Consider the following 20648-nt stretch of genomic DNA (forward strand, 5'->3'; position numbering starts at 1 on the left):
TGCGACGCTACCGGGGTGGTTGATACTGCACCAGTGACCTCGCCGCGGACCGGTTTCCCCTTTCTCGACACGGTGCTCGACCAACCCGGATCCGTCCTCGCCTACGCCCACCGCGGCGGCGCCTACCACCCCGAGATCGAGGGCCTGGAGAACACGCTCGCCGCGTTCCGGCACGCCGTGGAGCTCGGCTACGACTACCTCGAGACCGACGTGCACGTCACTCGCGACGGGGTGCTGCTGGCCTTCCACGACAGCGTCCTGGACCGGGTCACCGACCGCGTCGGGGAGATCAGCCGGCTCAGCCACGCCGAGGTGCGCGGTGCGCTGGTCGGCGGCCGCGAGGCGGTGCCGACGCTCGCCGAGCTGTTCGACGCCTTCCCGGCCGCCCGGTTCAACATCGACCTGAAGTCCGACGGCGCTGTCAGCGCGCTGGCCGACTTCGTCGCCGCTCGCCAGGCATGGGACCGGGTCCTGGTGGGCTCGTTCTCCGCGAGCCGGCTGCGCCGCTTCCGGGCGTACGCCGCCGGGCGGGTCCCGACGTCCGCCTCCCCGCTCGAGGTCGTGCTCTGCCGGCTGCTGCCGCTCGCCCGCCTCGGCCGGTTCCAGGCCTACCAGGTCCCCCACCGCCGCGGCCGGGTCCGCGTCGTCACCCCGGGCTTCGTACGCCGGGCGCACGCCGCCGGTCGGCACGTCCACGTGTGGACGGTCGACGACCCCGCCGAGATGCACGAGCTGCTCGACCGGGGCGTCGACGGCCTGTTCACCGACCGCACCGACATACTCAAGGACGTGCTGATCGAGCGCGGCCAGTGGAGGGGCGAGCGATGACCGCGGAGCAGCTCCAGGAGCAGAAGGCCTGGTACTGGTACGACTGGGCCAACAGCGCCTTCGTCACCACCACCGCCGCGGTGCTGTTCGCGCCGTACCTCACCGCCGTCGCCGAGAAGGCCGCGTGCGGCCGCGCGACCGACGAGGACGCCGGCTTCAAGTGCACCCAGGACCTGCACGTCCTCGGCCTCGACGTCTCCGCGGGCTCGCTGGTCTTCTACCTCGTCACCGCGTCGACGATCCTGTCCGCCCTGGTGCTGCCGATCGTCGGCGCGGTCGCCGACCGCAGCGCCCACAAGCCACGGCTCCTCGGCGGCTTCGCCTGGGCCGGCAGCCTGATGGCGGCGGCGATGTTCCTGGTCGCGGGCTCGAACTGGCAGCTCGGGGCGGCACTGCTGGTCCTCGCGACGCTGTGCCTCGGCGCCAGCCTGGTCGTGTACGACGCCCTGCTCGTCGAGGTCGCCGAGCCCGACGACCGCGACCGGGTGTCGTCGCGCGGCTGGGCGCTGGGCTACCTCGGCGGCGGCCTGCTGCTCGCGGCGAACTTCGTGCTGCTCACCGTGATGAGCGACAACACCGAGCTCGCGGTGCGGATCAGCCTGCTGTCGGCCGGCATCTGGTGGGCGGTCTTCACGATCATCCCGGTGCGCGGCATCCGCTCCCGCCCGCCGGTCAACCCCGTGGCCGAGCGGGGCGGCCTCCTCCAGTCGAGCTTCGGGCAGCTGTGGCGCACGCTGAAGGACCTGCGCCGCTACCCCGTCACGCTGACGTTCCTCGTCGCCTACCTCTTCTACAACGACGGCATCCAGACCGTGATCTACGCGGCCTCGGTGTACGGCGAGAAGGAGCTCGGCTTCGAGAAGAGCACCGTGCTGCTGGCGTTCCTCGTCGTGCAGTTCGTGGGCATCGGCGGAGCGCTGCTCTTCGGGCGCGTCGCGAAGGTCCGCGGCGCCTACCGCGTGATCCTGGCCGGGCTCTTCATCTGGCTGGTCGTGGTCGTCGGCGGCTGGCTGGTCCCGAACGAGAACCTCGCGCTGTTCCTGCTCCTCGCGGTGGCCATCGGGGTCGTGCTGGGTGGAACACAGGCGCTGTCGCGCTCGTTCTACAGCCAGCTCATCCCCCGCGGCCGCGAGGCGGAGTACTTCTCGCTCTACCAGGCGTGCGAGCGAGGCACGAGCTGGATCGGCACCCTGGTGTTCGGTCTCGTGCACCAGTGGACGGACTCCTACCGCCCGGCGTTGCTGGCCCTGATGCTGCTCTTCGTGATCGGCATCGTGTTCCTCCTGCGCGTCGATGCGCGCCGCGGCATCGAGGAGGCCGGGAACCCGCTCCCGAGCGTCGTCTGAGAGTCTTCTAAGGATGTGAGTTCACCCACCCTGGCGATTCCCGGAATCTTGTCCTCGCCAGTACCGTTGAACTGGTTGAGACGTCATCAAGACGGGTAAGCGTCTTGATTCCAGCGCACATGTTCTCCATGTTCGTGCGCTGCAGGTCCGACTATCCGGGGGAACAGATTCGGGAGGTGGCTCATGGCAGAGCGCACACTGCGTGGAGCGCGGCTCGGGGGCCAGAGTTTTGAGGACGAGCGCGGCATCGAGTTCGCCGCTCGTCAGCAGGTTGGTTACCGGTGCCCGCAGGCGCACGAGTTCGAGATCACGATGTCGGTCGAGGCCGACGTCCCGGCGGTGTGGGAGTGCCCGCGCTGCGGTGCCGAGGCGCTGAGCGTCTCGGGCATCGTGCCCGAGGTGAAGGCCGAGAAGCCGGCCCGCACCCACTGGGACATGCTGCTGGAGCGGCGCTCGGAGAAGGAGCTCGAGGACATCCTCAAGGAGCGCCTCGAGCTGCTGCGCGGCGGCGAGATCGGTCCCGCGCACCTGCACCGCGCGAACCAGAAGAAGAAGAAGGTCTCCTGACAGCAGGCCACGCCGAGCGTGGGCTGCGTCGTCAGGCAGGCGACCAGCGTTCAGTCGTCGTCGACGACCTCGCCCCGGACCACCGGGCCCTGACCAGGGCTCTGGGGTCCGGGGCGCTTCACGTCCAGGACCGTGATCCGGCTCGCGACGACGGCCGCCAGCAGCCGCCGGAACAGCGGCCGTGTGAACGGCAGGATCAGCAGGATGCCGAACGCGTCGGTGACGAACCCCGGCGCCAGCATCAGCGTGCCGCCCACGAGGATCAGCGCGCCGTCCGCGAGCTCGGTGGCGGGCATCCGCCCGTCCTCCAGCGCCTCGCGCAGGCCGCGCCAGGCCCGGCCGCCCTCGTGCTTGATCAGCCAGGCGCCGAAGATGCTGTCGGCCACGAGCAGCAGCACCGTCCACCAGGCGCCGATCACCTGGCCGACCTGGATGATCACGTAGATCTCGACGATCGGCACGATGATGAACATCGTGAACAGCACGGCCGGCAGGATCGACCGGCGCCGGGTGGCCATCAGCGTCGTCCCCAGGCGCGGCGTACCTGCGCGGCCCGCTCCCGCAGACCCCACACGGTGATCCGCTTCAGCGACTCGGTCGCGACCGCGCCGCTCATCTTCGAGTCCCCACGGACCCGCTCGACGAACTCGATCGGCACCTCCCGGACCGTGAGCCCGGCCGCCAGCGTGCGCGCGACCATGTCGGTCTGGAAGACGTAGCCGGTCGACTCCACCGAGGCGAGGTCGATCTTCTCGAGTGTCGTACGCCGGAACAGGCGGTAGCCGGCCGTCGCGTCGCGGACCTTGATGCCCAGGAGCATCCGCACGTACAGGTTGCCGCCGCGGGAGAGCGCCTCGCGCCGCCGCGGCCAGTTGACCACCGAGCCGCCCGGGATCCAGCGGGAGCCGATCACGAGGTCGGCGCTGCCCAGGGCGTCGAGCAGCAGGTGCAGCTGCTCGGGCTGGTGGGAGCCGTCGGCGTCCATCTCGCCGATCACGTCGTAGCCCGCGTCGAGCGCGACCTGGAAGCCGTGGAGGTACGCCGCACCGAGCCCCGCCTTCTCGGTGCGGTGGAGCACCGAGACCGCGCTGTCGGCGGCCGCCAGCCGGTCGGCGATCGTCCCCGTGCCGTCGGGCGAACCGTCGTCCACGACGAGGATGTCGACCTCGGGCTGCGCGGTGCGCAGCCGACCAACGATCCACTCGAGGTTGCTCGCCTCGTTGTAGGTCGGGATCACGACGACCACCCGTCCCAAGCTCACCCGTTCGTCCCTTCGCTCGCGGTGGCGGCCAGCGGGACGTCGGAGCCTGGCGGGCCGTCGTCCTCGGCCTGCTGCCGGTTCCGGCGCCGACCATACGGGACCTTGGCCGAGAGAAGGGTGACCACGAGGCCAACGGCAGTCAGCGCGACGAGGAACCGCCCGGGCCACGCGCCCATCCGCACGGCCGGCGTGATGCTGGTGGTCAGGCCCATCGTCTCGACCATCGCCGCCTGGGTGCGCGGGTCCGCGGTGGCCACCACGCGGCCGTCCGGGGCGATCACGCCGGAGATGCCGTTGGTCGACGCGACCGCCAGCCACCGGCCGGTCTCGATGGCCCGCAGCCGGGTGATCGCGAACTGCTGGTCGATCTGGTCGGTGTGGATGAACGTCGCGTTGCTGGTCTGCACGGTCAACAGCTCGGCGCCGTTGCGGATCTGGGCGTAGATCGCGTCGTCGTAGGCGACGTCGAAGCAGATCGAGTTCGCCACCGGGACGCCGGCGACAAGCAGCGGCTCCTCCCGCGTCCCGGCCAGCATGTCGCGCCCGACCATGGTCAGCCGCCCGATCTGCAGGCTGTCGAGGTAGCGGCGGAACGGGATGTACTCACCGAACACCACGGGGTGGTGCTTGGTGTACCGGTCCCCCGCGCCTGTGACGGGATCCCACACGATGCCCTGGTTGAGCACGTGGTCGGGACCGGCGTCGACGATCGCGCCGACCATGATCGGCACGCCGATCGCGGCGCTCGCCGTCCGGATGTTCGCGTTGATCTGGACGTCGCGGAACGGGTCGACCGCCGTGGAGTTCTCGGGCCAGAGCACGAAGTCCGGGAGCGGCTCGGCGCCCGCCTCGACGTCGTCGGCGAGCCGGCTGGTCAGGTCGACGAGGTTCTGGGTGACCTGGCGGTGGTCGAACAGGATGTTGTCGCCGTTGCCGGGGACGTCGGGCTGGATCGCCGCGACCGTCACCTCGCCGGACGACTCGCTCTCCCAGCCGACGACCACGGGCACCAGGCTGACCAGCACGAGGCCGGCGAGCACCCCGCCGGCGATCCAGCGCTCGCGCTCGCGCGCGACCACGATCCAGGCGAGCAGCGTGCCGCTGAGCGCCAGCAGGAAGCTGACCCCGGTGCTGCCGATCCACGGGAGCGCATCGGCGACCGGGGTGTCGACGACGGCGAAGCCGAGCCGGCCCCACGGCATCCCGCTGAACGGCCAGTGGGTGAACCACAGCTCGTTTGTCACCCAGGCAGCAGCGACCCACAACGGCCAGAGGCCGTGTCGCTGCAGCACCGCGGTGGCCGCACCGAGGACGGCGAAGAAGAGGGACTGCCAGATCGAGAGACCGATCCAGGCGTCCGGCCCGACGGTGCGCATCCAGAAGAGCAGCACGAACTCGAACCCGAGACCGAACGCCCACCCCACCAGCAGGGCCCTGCGAACGCCCAGATCGCGGCAGCTGAGCACGAACCCGGCGACCGCGAACGGGATCAGGACCGGCAGCGCCACCGGCTCGAACGCGAGCGCCAGCGCAACGCCGGAGGCGAGGGCAGCGAGAAGGCGGATCGGCACGTCTAGAAAATACCGGGTGGGCACGACCCGAGGACGCGGAAGGGTCCGCGCCCTTCGTACCAGCTCGGGACCGGCTGGTTGCCGGGACCGGGCTGTTGTCTAAGGGACGCAGACCCTTTCCGTGTCAGCTCTCGTGGTGCGCAACGCTGCCGAGTACACACCGGCCGGGTGTTGGCGTTCACCCGCCGAGGTGACCGTCGGTCATCGATCGCAGCCCTCGATCTGCATGAGCAGACGGCACAGGTTGGATCCTGCGGAGGCCGGCTGTCAAGCGTCTCCTGACCTGCGAAAACGCGCATCTGCGCAGGTCACCGGGACTGTCTCCCCGGCGAAGTCCGCACCGAATTTCACCGAGGCACGGCGTGTCGCTCGCGACGCGCCGCACGGCTAGCCGGGGACGACGACGGTGCCGGTCGCCGACGTGGCGAGGATCGGCTCGTCGAGGACCTCGGCGGCGCCGGGCTTCTCCTCGGTGGCAGCGCCGCGCGCGACGACGTGGACCGCGAACTCCATGACCCGCGAGCGGGTGCCGACCCGGACCAGCTCGCAGCGGATCTCGAGCACGTCACCGGCGCGGACGGGCGCCTTGAACTGCACGTCGGAGTACGACGCGAACAGGCCCTCGTCGCCGTCGGTGCGGATGCACATCTCCGTGGCGACGTCGCCGAAGAGGCCGAGGCTGTACGCGCCGTCCACGAGGTTCCCCGCGTAGTGGGCGTGGGAGTACGGCACGTAGCGGCGGTGGGTGACGACGGTTCCGACCTCGGCAGCCATCAGGACGCCTTCCTCTCAACGAGCTGGTGGACGAGGTACGACGCGACCTCGCCCGGTGTGGTGCCGCGGCCGAAGACCCGGTCGACGCCGAGGTCCGCGGCCGCGCCCTCGTCGAAGCGCGGACCCCCGACGATCAGCAACGGGCGCTTGTCGGCGGGGTACGACTCGCGGAAGGCCGCCGACATCTCGCGGGTGTTGAGCAGGTGCGCGTCGCGCTGGGTGACGACCTGCGAGACCAGCACCGCGTCGGCCTTCTCGGCGCGGGCCCGCTCGACGAGCTGCGGCACCGACACCTGGGCGCCGAGGTTCACGACCTTGAGCTCGCGGTAGTACTCGAGGCCCTTCTCCCCCGCGAAGCCCTTGATGTTGAGGATCGCGTCGATGCCGACCGTGTGCGCGTCGGTGCCGATGCAGGCGCCGACCACGGTGAGCCGGCGGCGCAGCGCCCGCTTGATCGCGGCGTTGGCCTCCTTGGGCGACAACAGGGGGTAGTCGCGCTCGACCACCTCCACCTTGCTCACGTCGACCAGGTGGTTGACCCGGCCGTAGACGACGAAGAAGGTGAAGTCCGGGCCCATCGCCTTGGCGTGCACGACCATCGCGGGGTCGATGCCCATCTTGTTGGCGAGCTGGGCGGCCGCGCCTTCGGCGACCTTGGAGTGCGGCATCGGGAGCGTGAAGCTCACCTGCACCATGCCGTCGCCGGTCGTGTCGCCGTACGGCCGGATGATGTGTCCGTCGCTCGCCTGCTTGTTCACTGAGCCTCCAGGATCTCGGACGCCGGGTTGTAGTAGGCGCTGGACTTCTTGGCGACGCCCTCGAGGCCGCGGCCGGCGTCGGCCGGCCGCTTCATCAGGCCGAACGTGCCGTCCGCGATCGCGTCGAGCAGCCCGTGCTCGTGGTCGAGGATCTGGTGCATCAGGTCGACCGACTCCCCCAGCACCTGGCGGGCGCGGTTCGCGATGAAGCCGTCCGGCTGCGGACGGAAGTCCTCGTGCAGGTTGCCGGCGGCGTTCATCACGTAGCGCACGTTCTGCAACGCCAGGTCGCGGTCGGACAGCCAGGGCGTCACCACGGCCTCGGTCATCATCCCGACGAGCAGGATGCCCTGGCCGGTGAGCGCGCCGACCAGGTTGAAGAACCCGTCGAGGAGGTAGCCCTGGAAGACGTCGCCGGTCATGTGCCGCGTCGGCGGCATCCACTTGAGCGGGGCGTTCGGGAACAGGTCGCGCGCCAGCATCGCGTGGGCGAGCTCGAGGCGGAACGAGTCCGGGACGTTGGGGTCGATCTCGAACGCGTGCCCGAGTCCGAGCTGCCAGTCCTCGAGCCCGGCCTCCTTGGCGAAGTACTCGTTGAGCAGCTGGCTGGTGGTGACCGTGTGCGCAGCCTCGACCGCGTCCGCGGTCGTGAGGTAGTTGTCCTCGCCGGTGTTGATGATGATCCCGGCGCGGGCGTGGACCTGGCGGCTGAAGCGCTGGTCGACGAAGGTGCGGACCGGGTTGATGTCGCGGAAGAGGATCCCGTACATCGAGTCGTTGAGCATCATGTCGAGACGCTCCATGCCGGCCAGCGCCGCGATCTCCGGCATGCACAGCCCGGAGGCGTAGTTGGTCAGCCGGACGTAGCGCCCGAGCTCCTTGCTGGACTCGTCCAGCGCGGCTCGCATCAGCCGGAAGTTCTCCTGGGTGGCGTACGTGCCGGCGAAGCCCTCCCGGGTCGCGCCTTCGGGCACGAAGTCCAGCAGGCTCTGGCCGGTCGAGCGGATCACCGCGATCACGTCGGCGCCCTCGCGCGCGGCCTGCTGGGCCTGCGGGATGTCCTCGTAGATGTCACCGGTCGCGACGATCAGGTAGATCCACGGCTGGCGCGGCGCGTCGCCGTGTCGCTTGATCATCCGGTCGCGCTCCACCCGGCGGGTGTCGATGAGCTTGATGCCGCGACCGACCTGCCGTGCCGAGGCCTTGCGGGCGCGCTCGGCGTCCTTGCCCTCCGGCAGCCGGAACCTCACCGACCCCGCGGACGCCTTCTGCGCCAGCGTGGGCAGGTCGTCGGCCTCGCCGCGCAGCAGCGCGTCCCACACCGGCAGGGCGACGCCGTGCTCCAGCCCGGTGTCGGCCCGGACCACGTCGAGCAGCCGGTTGACCCACGGCGTGCCCTCGGCGTCGGCGCCCTGGAGGCCGGCGAGGCGGAGCGTGGCCCGCTCGACGGCGACGGTCGTGTGCTTCTTGGCCATCGTCACGATCGGCCGGCCGGCCTTGCGGGCGAGCGCCCGCGCCTGCTTGACGGTCTGCGGGTCGAGCTCGAGCTTGCCCACGTGTCGGGTCATGCCAGCCGCCTCTCGAACAGGCTGCGCACGCCGGACGACTCGCGCAGCAGGGACAGGGCGTACGCCGCGTGGCCGGGGGTGTACCCGGTCCCGACCAGCATCGTGACATCTGCGGCCAGGCCCTCGGCGCCCAGTGCGGCGGCGGAGAACGACGTCGCCATCGAGAAGAAGACGACCGTGCCCCGGTCGGCGGTGGCGAGGATCGCGCCGCCCTCGCAGCCGGGTACGTCGACGCAGACGACGGTGACGTCGGCGGGGCCACCGGCGGCGGTGACGGCGTCGCGCAGGGCGATCGGGTCGCGCGCGTCCGAGATGACGACCTCGTCGGCGAGCCCGGAGTCGCGCAGCAGGTCGGCCTCCGCCTGGTGCGGGACCACGCCGATGGTGCGCTTGGCGCCCGCGGCGCGCGCGGCCGCGAGGCTCAGCGAGCCCGACTTGCCGGCGCCGCCGATCACGGCGACGACCGGTGCGTCGTACTCGCCCACGACCCGGGCGGTGAGAGCGGGGGCGCCGCACACGTCCATGACCGCAAGACTCAGCTCGGTCGGCAGGTCGTCGGGGAGGACCGCGGCGATGGAGCGGCCGAACAGGACGGCGTACCCGTCGCAGGGCACCTGCTCCCCCAAACCGTCCCAGCCGGCGAGGGCGTCCTCGATGACCAGGGGCGTCAGCGTGAGCGAGACGAGGGTCGCGACGTGGTCGCCGACCGCGAGGCCCAGCGGCGAGTCGGTGCCGACCTCCTCGACAGTGCCGATGAGCATGCCGCCGGAGCCGGTCTCGGGGTTCTGCATCTTGCCGCGGGCGCCCACGATCTCCAGCACCTCGGCGCGGATCGCGGCGCCGTCGCCCCCGTGCTTGCGCTCGAGCTGGCGGTACGACGCGGCGTCCAGGTTGAGCCGCTCGACGCGGATCCGCACCTCGTCGGGCCAGAGCTCGCGGCGGGTGTCGAGCCGATCGGCGGCCTGCGGCAGCCGGACCTCGCCGTCGAGCACCCGGTGCAGACCGGTCGGGTCAGAGTGAACGTCTCGCATATCCGCAGCCTAACGGGAAAATCTACGGCGCGGCATTCGACAAGCCGGAGAATCGCCGCCTACAGTGGACGAATGAGCATCGAGACCGCTATCGGCCTGGAGACCGGCCAGCCGTACCCGTACTCCCGGGTCGAGCTCGTCGAGCCCGACTGGACCCGCTTCCCGGGCTGGAAGGACGTCACCGCCGAGGACTGGGCGTCCGTGCAGTGGCAGCGGGCGCACTGCATCAAGAACGTCAAGCAGCTGCGCGAGCTGCTCGGTGACCTCGTCGACGAGCGGTTCTACGCCGACCTCGAGCGCGACCAGGCCGAGCGGGCCACCATGTCGATGCTGGTGCCGCCGCAGATGATGAACACGATGGTTCCGCACGCCCTGGATCAAGGGGGTCCCTCCGGTCCCGGCTCGCTGACCGACGCGTTCTACGCCGACCCGGTCCGCCACTACATGATCCCGGTCTTCTCCGACCGGCGCACGGACTGGTCCTCGCACCCCCACGCCACGCGGGACTCGCTGCACGAGCACGACATGTGGGTGGCCGAGGGGCTGACCCACCGCTACCCCACCAAGGTGCTCGCCGAGCTGCTCCCCACCTGCCCGCAGTACTGCGGCCACTGCACGCGCATGGACCTCGTCGGCAACTCGACGGCTGTCATCGACAAGCTGAAGTTCGTCGGCAAGCCCAACGACCGCCTCGGCGACATGATCGACTACCTCCGTCGTACGCCGCAGGTCCGCGACGTGGTCGTGTCGGGCGGCGACGTCGCGAACATGCCGTGGCCGCGGCTCGAGTCGTTCCTGATGTCGGTGCTCGAGGTCGAGAACATCCGCGACATCCGGCTCGCCACCAAGGCGCTGGTCGGACTCCCCCAGCACTGGCTGCAGGACGACGTCGTCGAGGGCATGTCGCGCGTGGCGGGTGTGGCCCGCTCGCGTGGCGTCTCGCTCGCGATCCACACGCACGCCAACCACGCGAACTCCATCACCCCGCTCGTCGCCGACGCGACCCGCGCGATGCTCGACGCCGGCGTGCGCGACGTGCGCAACCAGGGCGTGCTGCTCAACGGCGTCAACGCCGACCCGCACGCGCTGCTCGACCTGTGCTTCCGGCTCCTCGATGGCGCGCAGATCATGCCGTACTACTTCTACATGTGCGACATGATCCCGTTCTCGGAGCACTGGCGGGTGTCGGTCGCCGACGCCCAGCGGCTGCAGCACCACATCATGGGCTACCTGCCGGGCTTCGCGACGCCGCGGATCGTGTGCGACGTGCCGTTCGTCGGCAAGCGCTGGGTGCACCAGCTCGCCGACTACGACCAGGAGCGCGGCATCTCCTACTGGACGAAGAACTACCGCACCTCGATCGAGGCGGAGTCCGCCGACGCGCTGTCGCGGACCTACGAGTACTACGACCCGATCCACACGCTGCCGGAGGCCGGCCAGCGCTGGTGGGCCGAGCACTCCGACCTCGACAGCTCCGCCCTCAAGGCCGCCGAGGTGGCCGAGGCGTCGCGACGGACGGCCGCGCTCCAGGCCTGGTGATCGCTCCCGCATGACGCGGAATGGTCACCAACCGCAGATTTCAGGCCCGAAATCTGCGGTTGGTGACCATTCCGTGCGTCCCAGCGACGCGGAGGTCAGCTGACCGGGCGGCCTTCGTACGGCGTCGACAGCACGATCGTGGTCCGCGTCGAGACGTTGGCCGCCGCGCGGATCCGGGCCAGCAGGTCCTCCAGCGCGAGCGGCGAGGAGACGCGGACCTTGAGGATGTAGGACTCGTCCCCCGCGACCGACCAGCAGGACTCGATCTCGGGGATCTCGCGCACCCGCTCCGGGGAGTCGTCGGGCTGGGAGGGGTCGATGGGCCGGATCGAGATGAACGCCGTGAGCGGCAGCCCCAGCTGTTCGTGGTCCAGCGTCGCGCCGTAGCCCGTGATCAGCCCGCGCGACTCGAGCCGCTTGACGCGTTGATGGACCGCGGAGGTGGACAGCCCGGTCGCCTTGCCGAGGTCGGTGAACGACATCCGGCCGTCGTGCGCGAGCAGCTCGAGGATCTTCCGGTCGGTGCCTTCGAGTTCGGACTGAGTCACGCGGGACACAGTAGCGGCGCATGACAGGATGCGGCTCGTGACACCGCAGCCCGGACGCCTGATGCTCCTCGACACCGCCTCGATGTACTTCCGCGCCTTCTTCGGCGTGCCGGAGATCAAGGGGCCGGACGGTACGCCGGTCAACGCGGTGCGCGGGCTGCTCGACTTCATCTCGCGCCTGGTCGGCGACTATCGCCCCACCGACCTGGTCTGCTGCTGGGACAACGACTGGCGGCCGCAGTGGCGCGTCGACCTGGTGCCGTCGTACAAGGGCCACCGGGTGGTCAAGGAGCGTGACGGCGCCCCGGACGTCGAGGAGGTCCCGCACCCGCTCGAGGTGCAGATCCCGATCATCCTGGAGGTGCTGGACGCGTTCGGGATCACGGTCGTCGGCAAGGACGGGTTCGAGGCCGACGACGTGATCGGCTCCTTCGCCGCCCAGGCGCAGCAGCCGGTCGACATCGTGACCGGCGACCGCGACCTGTTCCAGCTCGTCGACGACAAGCGTGACGTGCGCGTGCTCTACATCGCCCGCGGGGTCGGCAAGCACGAGCGCGTCACCAACGACTGGGTCCGGGAGAAGTACGGCATCGACGCGCGGCAGTACGCCGACTTCGCGACGCTGCGCGGCGACGCCTCCGACGGGCTGCCCGGCGTCGCCGGCATCGGCGAGAAGACCGCGGCGACGCTGCTCGGTCGGTTCGGCGACATGGACGGCATCATCGCGGCGTCGCTCGACCCCGACGCCGACCTCGGCCCCGGCCCGCGGAGCAAGATCAAGGCGGCGGCGGCGTACCTCGAGGTCGCGCCGACCGTCGTCGCGGTGGCCCGAGACATCGACCTCGGCTCCCCCGACACCCGGCTCCCCCGCGAGCCGCGCGACCTGGCTCGGGTCGCCGAGCTGGGCGCGCGCTACGGGCTCGAGAGCCCGGTCACCCGGCTCACCGAGGTGCTCTGCACCTAGCCCGTACGGTGGTCGGCATGACCCGAGTAGCGATCGTCGGGGGCCACGGACAGGTGGCCCGTCAGCTCATCCACGTGCTGCGGCGCGCCGACCACGACGCGGTGGCGCTGGTGCGCAAGGAGGAGTACCGCGCCGAGCTCGAGCAGCGCGGGGCCGAGGTGCGGATCCTCGACATCGAGGCGCAGGACGCGGATGCGTTCGCCGCCGCGTTCGACGGCTGCGGCGCGGTGGTCTTCGCCGCCGGCGGCGGTCCGGACGGCAACGTCGAGCGCAAGCGCACCGTGGACCTCGAGGGCTCGCTGAAGTCCATCGCCGGGGCGCGGTCCGCCGGCATCGACCGGTTCGTCCAGATCTCCGCCATCAACGTGGACGACCCGCTGCCCGAGGACACCGGTGAGGTCTGGCGGGCCTACGTCGAGGCCAAGCGCGACGCGGACGCCGCGCTGCGCGACAGCGGGCTCGCCTGGACGATCATCCGGCCCGGCCGGCTGACCGACGACCCGGCGACCGGCAAGGTGGCGCTCGGTCCCGACGTGGCGCGCGGCGACGTCACCCGCGCCGACGTGGCCGCCGTGGTCGCCGCCGTCATCGACGTCGACACGACGATCGACCGGCAGTGGAACCTCGTCAACGGCGACGTGCCGGTCGAGGAGGCCGTTCAGTCCTCGAGCGCCGAGTAGACGACCGCGCCGCGGCGCAGCCGCTTCACGACCTCGCGCGCGGTCTCGCGCAGCGGCGAGTCGCCGGCCGCGTCGGCGACCTGCCCGGCGAGGTCGATGAGCTGCTTGGTGTTGCGCACGAAGTCGCCGGCCGCCATGTCGCTCGCGTCCAGCACGCTGTTGAGGTCGTCGCCCTCGGCCCAGCGGTAGGCGACCCACGCGAAGCCGAGGTCGGGCTGGCGCAGGAAGTCGAGCTTGTGGTCGCGCTCGAGGGCGTCGAGCTGGCCCCACAGCCGGACCATCTCCGCGATGACGTCGCGCACGCCGTCGCCGCCGGGGATGCGCGGCGAGGAGGCGTCGTCCGGTCGCCGGGACTCGAAGACCAGGGTCGAGAGGGCGGCCGCCAGGCCGGACGGCGAGAGGTCGTCCCAGAGCCCCAGCCGGATCGACTCCGCGGCGACCAGGTCGAGCTCGGAGTAGATCCGGCGCAGGTGGCCACCCCGGTCGGTCACCGAGTCGCCGTCGAGGTAGTCGAGCGCCGTGAGCACGTCGCAGACCCGGTCGAACTGGCGCGCTACCGTGTTGGTGCGCTGCTCGACGCGGCGCTTGAGTGTCTGCGCGTCGCGGTCGAGCTTGAAGTAGCGCTCCGCCCACCGGGAGTGGTCCTCGCGGTCCGGGCATTCGTGGCACGGGTGCGCCTTGAGCTCGGCCCGCAGCTTCGCCACCTGGTCGTCGGCGAGGGTGCGCGCCGGGTCGCGCTGCGGCTTGCCCTTGCCGGGAGGCGGCGGCGCGAGGTCGTGGGTGCGGGAGCGCAGCGCGGACGCGAGGTCGCGGCGCATCTGCGGGTTGCGGCCGTTGAAGTTCTTCGGGATCCGCACCCGGCCCAGCGCCGCGACGGGCTCGGGGAAGTCGATCATCGCCAGCCGCCGGGCCTGTCGGTCCGCGGTCACGACGAACGGCCGGGGGCCGTCCGGTGACCAGCCCGGGTCGACGACGACGGCGTACCCGGCGAACTTCCCGGTGGGCACCTGGATGATGTCGCCCGGCTTGAGGTGGCGCAGCGACTCCAGCGCCTCCTCGCGCCGGTCCGCGCGGCGGGCGCGGCTCGCGCCCTTCTCGGCCTCGTTGATGCGCCGGCGCAGGTCGGCGTACTCCATGAAGTCGCCGAGGTGGCAGGTCGCGGCCTCGCGGTAGCCGGTCAGCGCCTCCTCGCTCTTGTGCAGCTGGCGGGCCAGGCCGACCACGGCCTTGTCTGCCTGGAACTGGGCGAACGACTGCTCGAGCAGTTCGCGCGAGGTCTCGCGGCCGAACTGGTGCACGAGATTGACCGCCATGTTGTACGACGGCCGGAAGGACGAGCGCAGCGGGTAGGTCCGGGTGGAGGCGAGGCCGGCCACCTCGCGCGGGTTGATGCCCGGCTGCCAGAGGACGACGCCGTGACCCTCGACGTCGAGGCCGCGGCGGCCGGCGCGGCCGGTGAGCTGGGTGTACTCCCCCGGCGTGATCGCGGCGTGGGTCTCGCCGTTCCACTTGTCGAGCTTCTCGATGACGACCGTGCGGGCCGGCATGTTGATGCCGAGTGCGAGCGTCTCGGTCGCGAACACGACCTTGCACAGCCCGCGGAGGAACAGCGCCTCTACGCACTCCTTGAACTTCGGCAGCATGCCGGCGTGGTGGGCGGCGACGCCGCGGCTGATCCCGTCGAGGAAGTCGTGGTAGCCGAGCACCTCGAGGTCGGCGGCCGGGAGCGACTTGCAGGCGTCCTGGACGAACTCGTAGATCTCGTCGCGCTCCTCCGGGGTGGTCAGCCGGACGTTCGCGTTCAGGCACTGGGTCACGGCCGCGTCGCAGCCCACCCTGCTGAAGATGAAGACGATCGCCGGGAGCAGGCCCTCGCGGTCGAGCCGCTCGATCACGTCGACACGGCTGGGGATCCAGACCCGGCGGCCGTTGCCGACGTTGTACTTGTTGGTGGCGCGCCGGTTGCGGTCGCGCGGAGACCGGCGGTCGCGCATCCGGTTGCTCGCCCAGTCGTCGCGGGCGACCTTGATCAGCTCGTCGTTGACCGGGGCGCCCTCCTTGACGAACCCGGCGGCCGCGTCCACGTCGGAGGAGGCGAACAGGTCGAGGAGCCGCTTGCCGACCATCACGTGCTGGTAGAGCGGGACCGGGCGGCGCTCCTCGACGATCGTGTCGGTGTCACCGCGGACCGTCGCCAGCCACTCGCCGAACTCCTCGGCGTTGGAGACGGTGGCTGACAGGGAGATCACCGACACCGACTCGGGCAGGTGGATGATCACCTCCTCCCACACCGCGCCGCGGGCACGATCGGCCAGGTAGTGCACCTCGTCCATGACGACGAAGCCCAGCCCGAGCAGGGTGCGGGAGCCGGCGTACAGCATGTTGCGGAGGACCTCGGTCGTCATCACCACGATCGGCGCCTCGCCGTTGACGACGTTGTCGCCGGTGAGCAGGCCGACCTTCTCGGGGCCGTACCGCGCGACCAGGTCGTTGTACTTCTGGTTCGACAGCGCCTTGATCGGCGTCGTGTAGAAGCACTTGCGCGCGGTCTCGAGCGCGAGGTGCACGGCGAACTCGCCGACGATCGTCTTGCCGGAGCCGGTCGGGGCGGCGACGAGCACGCCGCGGCCCTCCTCGATCGCCTCGCAGCCGCGGACCTGGAAGTCGTCGAGCGGGAAGTCGTAGAGCGCCCGGAAGCCGCGCAGCACCGGGTGCTGGCGGCCCTTGCGGTAGTCGGCGTACCTCTCGGACGGGGAGAGGTCCTGCTCGTCCGCGGTGCTCATGGCGCCAAACCTACGCGAGGACGGTCAGCGCTCCGGGGGCGCACTCCACGGTGAGGGGCAGCGCGCCGAACCGCTCGCCGTCGGCGTACGACACGATGCCGGGCGCGGCCACGGTGACGCTGCGGACCCGGTGGTGCTCGTACTGCGGGTGGGTGACGTGGGTGCCCTTGAAGAGCTTGGGGTAGGTCTTGATCAGCGCCGGCTTGCTCATCGGCTTGATGATCACGACGTCGAGCAGCCCGTCGTCGAGGATCGCGCCCTCGGTGATGCGCAGGCCGCCGCCGAACGACGGGCCGTTGCCGACCGCGACCAGCATCGCCTCGAGGCTCACGGTCCGACCGTCGAGGTCGAGGGTGTACGGCAGCGGCTCGAACACGCGGAGCTCGGCGAGGGTGGCGATGTTGTAGCGCATCTGGCCCTTCGGCCAGGTCATCCGGTTGGCCCGCTCGTTCACGATCGCGTCGAACCCGGCGGCCAGCACCGTGATGAAGTGCTTGGTGCCGCAGCGGGCCAGGTCGACCACGCGCTGGTCGCCGGCGAGCATCCGGTCGGCGGCAGCGGCCGGATCCTTGCGCGGGATGTCGAAGTAGCGGGCGACGTCGTTGCCGGTGCCGGCCGGGATGATGCCCAGCGGCGTGCTGGTACCGGCCACGGCCTGGACCGCGAGGTGGACCATCCCGTCCCCGCCGACCGCGACCAGCGCCTCGGCACCGTCCGCGACGGCCTGGCGGGCCAGGTCGAGCGCCTCGTCGGCGTCACGGCCCTCCATGCTGGTGACGTCGCGGCCCGCGGCCCGGATCCGGGCCAGCGCGGCATCTCGGGCCCGCGCGCCCTTGCCCTTGCCCGCGGTCGGGTTGGTCAGCAGCGCGATCGTCACGGGCGCACCCTAAGGCTTGGCGGTGCCGATCCGCAGGCGGACGGAGTAGTGGTCGGCCGAGGCGCCGACCGCCTTGGCGAGCCGCGCCATCGCGTCGAGCACGAGGTCGGCGGTGAAGCGGGTGCCGGGGACGGCCAGGGTGAGCCGCTCCCCCACCTCGACGAGCAGCACCTGGCCGTGCCGCCACGCCTGGTGGGCGTCGTGGCGGACGCGGTCGTCAGCGACCGGGGTCGGGTAGGCCTCGTCGATCGCGAGCAGGTCGCAGGCGACGTGGCCGTGGCCCTCGGCGCTCAGGGTGCCCGGCACGTAGTGGCCGGTGCGCAGTCCACCGTCGGCCGTCCACTCGACGTCGCTCTCGCCGAGCCACTCGGGGAGGTCGAACGGGTCGACGGGCATCACAGCGGGGACGCCTCGTCGGGGCTGAGGTCCTTGAACGGATCCTTGTCCTTCGTGCGCCGGTCGTGGATGTGCGCCATCACCTCGGAGATGAGGTAGAGGACCACCATCGGCACCGCCATGAAGGTCATCGTGAACGGGTCCGTCGAGGGCGTGGCGACCGCGGCGAACAGGAAGATGCCGATGATCGTCCAGGACCGGTAGCGGGCGAGCGTCTTGCCCGTCACGACGCCGGCGCGGTTCAGCATGAAGACGAACACCGGGATCTCGAACGCGATCCCGAACACCAGCAGGGTCCGGGTGAAGAAGGTGAGGTAGTCGTTGAAGTCGACGAGGTTGGTGATCCCGTCCGGGTTCAGCCCGATCAGGACCTCGAGACCCTTGGGCAGCGTCACGAAGCCGAGCAGCAGGCCGACGCCGAACAGCGGGGTGGCCACCGCGACGAAGATCGCCGTCCAGCGCTTCTCGCTCGGGTGCAGGCCGGGCATGATGAACGCCCAGATCTGGTAGAGCCAGATCGGGCTGGTGCCGACCAGTGCGGCGAACCCGCAGAGCTTCAGGTACAGGGTGAGGCCGCCGCCGGCGCCGCTGGTCGTGGCGAAGCTCGACCCCTCGGGCAGCTTGTCCTTGGCCTGCTCGTACGGCCCGTAGACGAAGTCGAAGATCGGGTCGAAGAAGAACAGCGCGACGATCATCGCGACCGTGATGGTCAGCGCGATCTTCAGGATCCGGGCGCGCAGCTCTCGCAGGTGGTCGGAGAGCGCCATCCGCCCGTCGGCACCGACCGGGTGTACGGGGGCACCGGAGAAGATCCGGTAGATACCTCGAAGCGCCACGTGCGGCAGAAGGGAAGCAGACTGGCCCGGAGGGCTCAGCCGTTGTGCTTGTCGGTCTGGTGGTCCTCGACGGGGCTCGTCGGCTGCGGCGGCGTCGTGGGCGGCAGCTCACCGGTCACCGGCGGGGCCGGCGGCGGCGTCGACTGGGCGTCCTTCTCGTCGTCGTCGCGCAGACCCTTGGTCTCGGACTTGAAGATCCGCAGTGCCTGGCCGGTGCCGCGCGCCAGGTCGGGCAGCTTGGCCGCGCCGAAGACCAGGATCACGATCGCCAGGATGACGAGCCATTCGGCTCCCTGGGGCATTCCGAGCAAGGGGTTGAGCATCGTGACCTCATCTGTCTGTAGGGACGCGTCCATAGTACGCCGCGTCAACGGTAGAGCTTGAGCGTGTCCTCTGCTCGGGAGGTGAACATCTCGTCGTACTCCGGTGGACTGAGCACCCGGGCGTGCGGCGCGAGGCGCAGCAGCAGCCTCTGGAGCCACCGCTCGTCGGCGATGCGGAGGTCCACCTCGAGCACCCCGCCGCGGCGGGAGCGGACCGCCTCGACCGGGTAGTACTCGACGATCCAGCGGGCCTCCCGGTCCAGCCGGAGCGTGACCAGGGTGGTCCCGTCGGCCTGGGTGAACAGCCCGTCGGCGAGGTCGCGCGGACCGTCTGCCGTGGTGACGACCGGCTGGTCGGAGACCTCGGCCTTCCGGATCCGGTCCAGGCGGAACAGCCGGGGCGCCTCCGCGCTGTGGCACCAGGCGTCGAGATAGGTGAAGCCGTGTGCGCTGACCAGTCCGCGGGGGTCGACGACCCGCTCGGACTCCTCGTCGCGCGACGGGACGAAGTAGGTGATCTCGACCTGCACACCGCGGGTGGCGGCGTCCTGGAGGCGGGTCGCGAGCCGGACCCGGTCGGCGTCGAGGGCGTCGTCCCCGGGGTCGATCTGCGGCGCGGAGGCGCCGGCGGCGGCCGCCTCGAGCTTCGCGAGCGCCCGGTCGACGACCTCGCGAGTCTCGTCCTCGGCGCCGCTGCGCAGGGCACGCAGGGCCACGATGATCGCGGTCGCCTCGGTGGGCGTGAGCCGCAGCGGGCGAGCCAGGTAGTCGGCGTTGGACACCCGGATCACGCCATCGGCCTCCGGGCCCTCGAGCGCGTCGAGGTCGACGTCGATCAGGTCGTCGGGGTAGCCGCCCGGCAGGCCGCACATCAGCAGCACCTTGAGGTCGCTGAGCAGCTGCTCGGGCGGGATGCCCAGGGCCGCCGCGGCGTCGTCGACGCGTACCTGGCCGTGGGCGTGCAGGAACGGCACCAGGGTCAGCAGCCGCGCGACCTGGTCCTTGGCGCCGGAGGCGGCGGTGCTCACGAGGCACCTTCCAGGACGCCGGTGAGCCGCTCGACGACGTGCTGGCGCAGCGTCTCGGGCTCCTCGACGTACACGTCGGGGCCGTAGCCGAGCAGCTCGTCGGCGGCGCCGGGGCCGCCGCGGTTGATCACGACCCGGTCCCAGCCGGTGCGGTCGTCGGGGCCGGGCACGCCGGTCTCGACAGACTCCGCGTCACGGCGCAGCGCCAGGCCGGCGCCCACGCGCACCAGCACGACCGCGCGGCCGGTGGGCGGCTCGGGAGCGAGCCGGAGGGTCGTGGCACGGACATCGGTGCCGGGAGGTACGTCGTACGAGCCGGGCTGGCCGACCTTGCGCGCCTCGCCCTGGACGCGGGAGAGCCGGAACACCCGCTCCTCGCCGCGGTCGGTGTCGAGGCCGACGACGTACCAGCGGCCGGAGTACCGGACGACTCCCCACGGCTGGAGGTGGCGCTTGGTGGTGGTCGTGGCGCCGGAGCGGCGGTAGTCGAACTCGACCGGGGTGCGCTCCTGGGTGGCCTCCCAGAAGACGTCGAACGACGGCTCGTCGGCGCTCAGCCGGGGCTGGGCGATGTCGAGCGCACTGACGTCGAGCGGGACGCCGAGGGCGGTGAGCTTGCGGACCGCCTCGGTGGTCGCCTCGGCGAGCCGGGCGTGCTCCCAGACGCGGGTCGCGAGACCGATCACCGCGGCCTCGTCAGCGGTCAGGGAGATGTCCGGGAGCGCGAACTCGTCGGGGCGGATCCGGTAGCCCGGCTCGTCGTCGAAGTAGGCGTCCATGTTGCCCACCTCGATCGGCACGCCGAGGCTGCGCAGCTCCTCCTTGTCGCGCTCGAACATCTTCTCGAAGGCCTCGGTGCTGGAGCCCGGGTAGAGGATCGCGCGGATCCGCTCCTTCGAGACGAAGTGACGCTGGACCAGCAGCATGATGAGCAGGTTGAGCAGGCGCTCACTCTTCTGCACCGCCATGC

General features: G+C 71.0%; 21 protein-coding genes. 6 read left to right on the plus strand and 15 right to left on the minus strand.

All coding sequences use genetic code 11. From position 1 onward, the window contains the following. Window positions 1-33: 33 nt before the first annotated feature. The 3 genes from MJ604_RS07050 (at window position 34) to MJ604_RS07060 (ending at window position 2741) form a co-directional block, all read left to right on the plus strand. A complete protein-coding gene (locus MJ604_RS07050) occupies window positions 34-828 on the plus strand; it encodes a glycerophosphodiester phosphodiesterase (protein ID WP_243057613.1) in 795 nt (264 codons plus the stop codon). Continuing rightward, a complete protein-coding gene (locus tag MJ604_RS07055; protein ID WP_243057614.1) occupies window positions 825-2174 on the plus strand; it encodes an MFS transporter in 1350 nt (449 codons plus the stop codon). Before MJ604_RS07050 ends, MJ604_RS07055 begins: the two co-directional genes overlap by 4 nt. A gap of 183 nt (window positions 2175-2357) precedes the next feature. Beyond that, on the plus strand, window positions 2358-2741 hold the full coding sequence (locus MJ604_RS07060; RefSeq protein ID WP_243057615.1) for an RNA polymerase-binding protein RbpA: 384 nt from the start codon (window positions 2358-2360) through the stop codon (window positions 2739-2741). Between the two features lie 50 nt (window positions 2742-2791). Here the strand turns inward: MJ604_RS07060 and MJ604_RS07065 are convergent, their stop codons facing one another. The 7 genes from MJ604_RS07065 to MJ604_RS07095 all read right to left on the minus strand — a co-directional run bounded on the left by MJ604_RS07065 (window position 2792) and on the right by MJ604_RS07095 (window position 9704). Further along, window positions 2792-3259, minus strand: coding sequence for an FxsA family protein (locus MJ604_RS07065; RefSeq protein WP_243057616.1), 468 nt, complete (start codon window positions 3257-3259; stop codon window positions 2792-2794). Further along, entirely contained in the window at window positions 3259-4002 is a 744-nt protein-coding gene (locus MJ604_RS07070; protein WP_243057617.1) for a polyprenol monophosphomannose synthase, read from the minus strand. Before MJ604_RS07070 ends, MJ604_RS07065 begins: the two co-directional genes overlap by 1 nt. Continuing rightward, the gene (gene lnt, locus MJ604_RS07075) at window positions 3999-5573 is read right to left on the minus strand and encodes an apolipoprotein N-acyltransferase (protein ID WP_243057618.1); all 1575 of its coding nucleotides are present in this window, start codon (window positions 5571-5573) and stop codon (window positions 3999-4001) included. The genes MJ604_RS07070 and lnt overlap by 4 nt, the downstream gene beginning before the upstream one ends. Window positions 5574-5960: 387 nt before the next feature. Next, window positions 5961-6347, minus strand: coding sequence for a hotdog domain-containing protein (locus MJ604_RS07080; protein ID WP_243057619.1), 387 nt, complete (start codon window positions 6345-6347; stop codon window positions 5961-5963). Then, the gene (locus MJ604_RS24180; RefSeq protein WP_243057620.1) at window positions 6347-7105 is read right to left on the minus strand and encodes an OAM dimerization domain-containing protein; all 759 of its coding nucleotides are present in this window, start codon (window positions 7103-7105) and stop codon (window positions 6347-6349) included. The genes MJ604_RS07080 and MJ604_RS24180 overlap by 1 nt, the downstream gene beginning before the upstream one ends. Then, complete coding sequence (locus MJ604_RS07090; protein ID WP_243057621.1) at window positions 7102-8673, minus strand: lysine 5,6-aminomutase subunit alpha; 1572 nt, start codon at window positions 8671-8673, stop codon at window positions 7102-7104. Before MJ604_RS07090 ends, MJ604_RS24180 begins: the two co-directional genes overlap by 4 nt. Then, a complete protein-coding gene (locus MJ604_RS07095; protein ID WP_243057622.1) occupies window positions 8670-9704 on the minus strand; it encodes a zinc-binding dehydrogenase in 1035 nt (344 codons plus the stop codon). Before MJ604_RS07095 ends, MJ604_RS07090 begins: the two co-directional genes overlap by 4 nt. Window positions 9705-9776: 72 nt before the next feature. Between MJ604_RS07095 and MJ604_RS07100 the strand changes: the two genes are divergently transcribed. Continuing rightward, window positions 9777-11243, plus strand: a complete 1467-nt coding sequence (locus tag MJ604_RS07100; RefSeq protein ID WP_243057623.1) for a KamA family radical SAM protein — start codon at window positions 9777-9779, stop codon at window positions 11241-11243. Window positions 11244-11338: 95 nt separating this feature from the next. Here the strand turns inward: MJ604_RS07100 and MJ604_RS07105 are convergent, their stop codons facing one another. Next, the gene (locus MJ604_RS07105) at window positions 11339-11791 is read right to left on the minus strand and encodes an Lrp/AsnC family transcriptional regulator (protein WP_243057624.1); all 453 of its coding nucleotides are present in this window, start codon (window positions 11789-11791) and stop codon (window positions 11339-11341) included. Between the two features lie 28 nt (window positions 11792-11819). Between MJ604_RS07105 and MJ604_RS07110 the strand changes: the two genes are divergently transcribed. Both MJ604_RS07110 and MJ604_RS07115 read left to right on the plus strand, forming a co-directional pair. Continuing rightward, the gene (locus MJ604_RS07110) at window positions 11820-12755 is read left to right on the plus strand and encodes a 5'-3' exonuclease H3TH domain-containing protein (protein WP_374458336.1); all 936 of its coding nucleotides are present in this window, start codon (window positions 11820-11822) and stop codon (window positions 12753-12755) included. A 17-nt stretch (window positions 12756-12772) separates the two neighbouring features. Then, window positions 12773-13435 (plus strand): NAD(P)H-binding protein, encoded by a 663-nt coding sequence (locus MJ604_RS07115; protein WP_243057625.1) that lies wholly within the window; start codon window positions 12773-12775, stop codon window positions 13433-13435. On the opposite strand, the gene MJ604_RS07120 is transcribed toward MJ604_RS07115, so the two are convergent. From MJ604_RS07120 to MJ604_RS07150, 7 genes are read right to left on the minus strand one after another with little or no spacing between them, the layout of a single operon-like run. Further along, window positions 13414-16218, minus strand: a complete 2805-nt coding sequence (locus tag MJ604_RS07120; RefSeq protein ID WP_243057626.1) for an RNA helicase — start codon at window positions 16216-16218, stop codon at window positions 13414-13416. The two genes, MJ604_RS07115 and MJ604_RS07120, sit on opposite strands and share 22 nt — an antisense overlap. Window positions 16219-16228: 10 nt before the next feature. Continuing rightward, window positions 16229-17095: a diacylglycerol kinase gene (locus MJ604_RS07125; protein WP_243057627.1), complete on the minus strand. Its 867-nt coding sequence runs from the start codon at window positions 17093-17095 to the stop codon at window positions 16229-16231. A 9-nt stretch (window positions 17096-17104) separates the two neighbouring features. Further along, window positions 17105-17491: a hypothetical protein gene (locus MJ604_RS07130; protein WP_243057628.1), complete on the minus strand. Its 387-nt coding sequence runs from the start codon at window positions 17489-17491 to the stop codon at window positions 17105-17107. After that, window positions 17491-18327: a twin-arginine translocase subunit TatC gene (gene tatC / locus MJ604_RS07135; RefSeq protein ID WP_243057629.1), complete on the minus strand. Its 837-nt coding sequence runs from the start codon at window positions 18325-18327 to the stop codon at window positions 17491-17493. Before tatC ends, MJ604_RS07130 begins: the two co-directional genes overlap by 1 nt. Before the next feature lie 35 nt (window positions 18328-18362). Continuing rightward, window positions 18363-18650, minus strand: a complete 288-nt coding sequence (tatA, locus tag MJ604_RS07140) for a Sec-independent protein translocase subunit TatA (RefSeq protein WP_243057630.1) — start codon at window positions 18648-18650, stop codon at window positions 18363-18365. 44 nt (window positions 18651-18694) lie between these two features. Next, complete coding sequence (locus MJ604_RS07145) at window positions 18695-19678, minus strand: YafY family protein (RefSeq protein WP_243057631.1); 984 nt, start codon at window positions 19676-19678, stop codon at window positions 18695-18697. Then, window positions 19675-20646 (minus strand): YafY family protein, encoded by a 972-nt coding sequence (locus MJ604_RS07150; RefSeq protein ID WP_243057632.1) that lies wholly within the window; start codon window positions 20644-20646, stop codon window positions 19675-19677. The genes MJ604_RS07145 and MJ604_RS07150 overlap by 4 nt, the downstream gene beginning before the upstream one ends. Between the last annotated feature and the right edge of the window lie 2 nt (window positions 20647-20648).

Origin of the sequence: Nocardioides sp. SR21 (genome assembly GCF_022761125.1) — a bacterium.
GTDB lineage: Bacteria > Actinomycetota > Actinomycetes > Propionibacteriales > Nocardioidaceae > Nocardioides.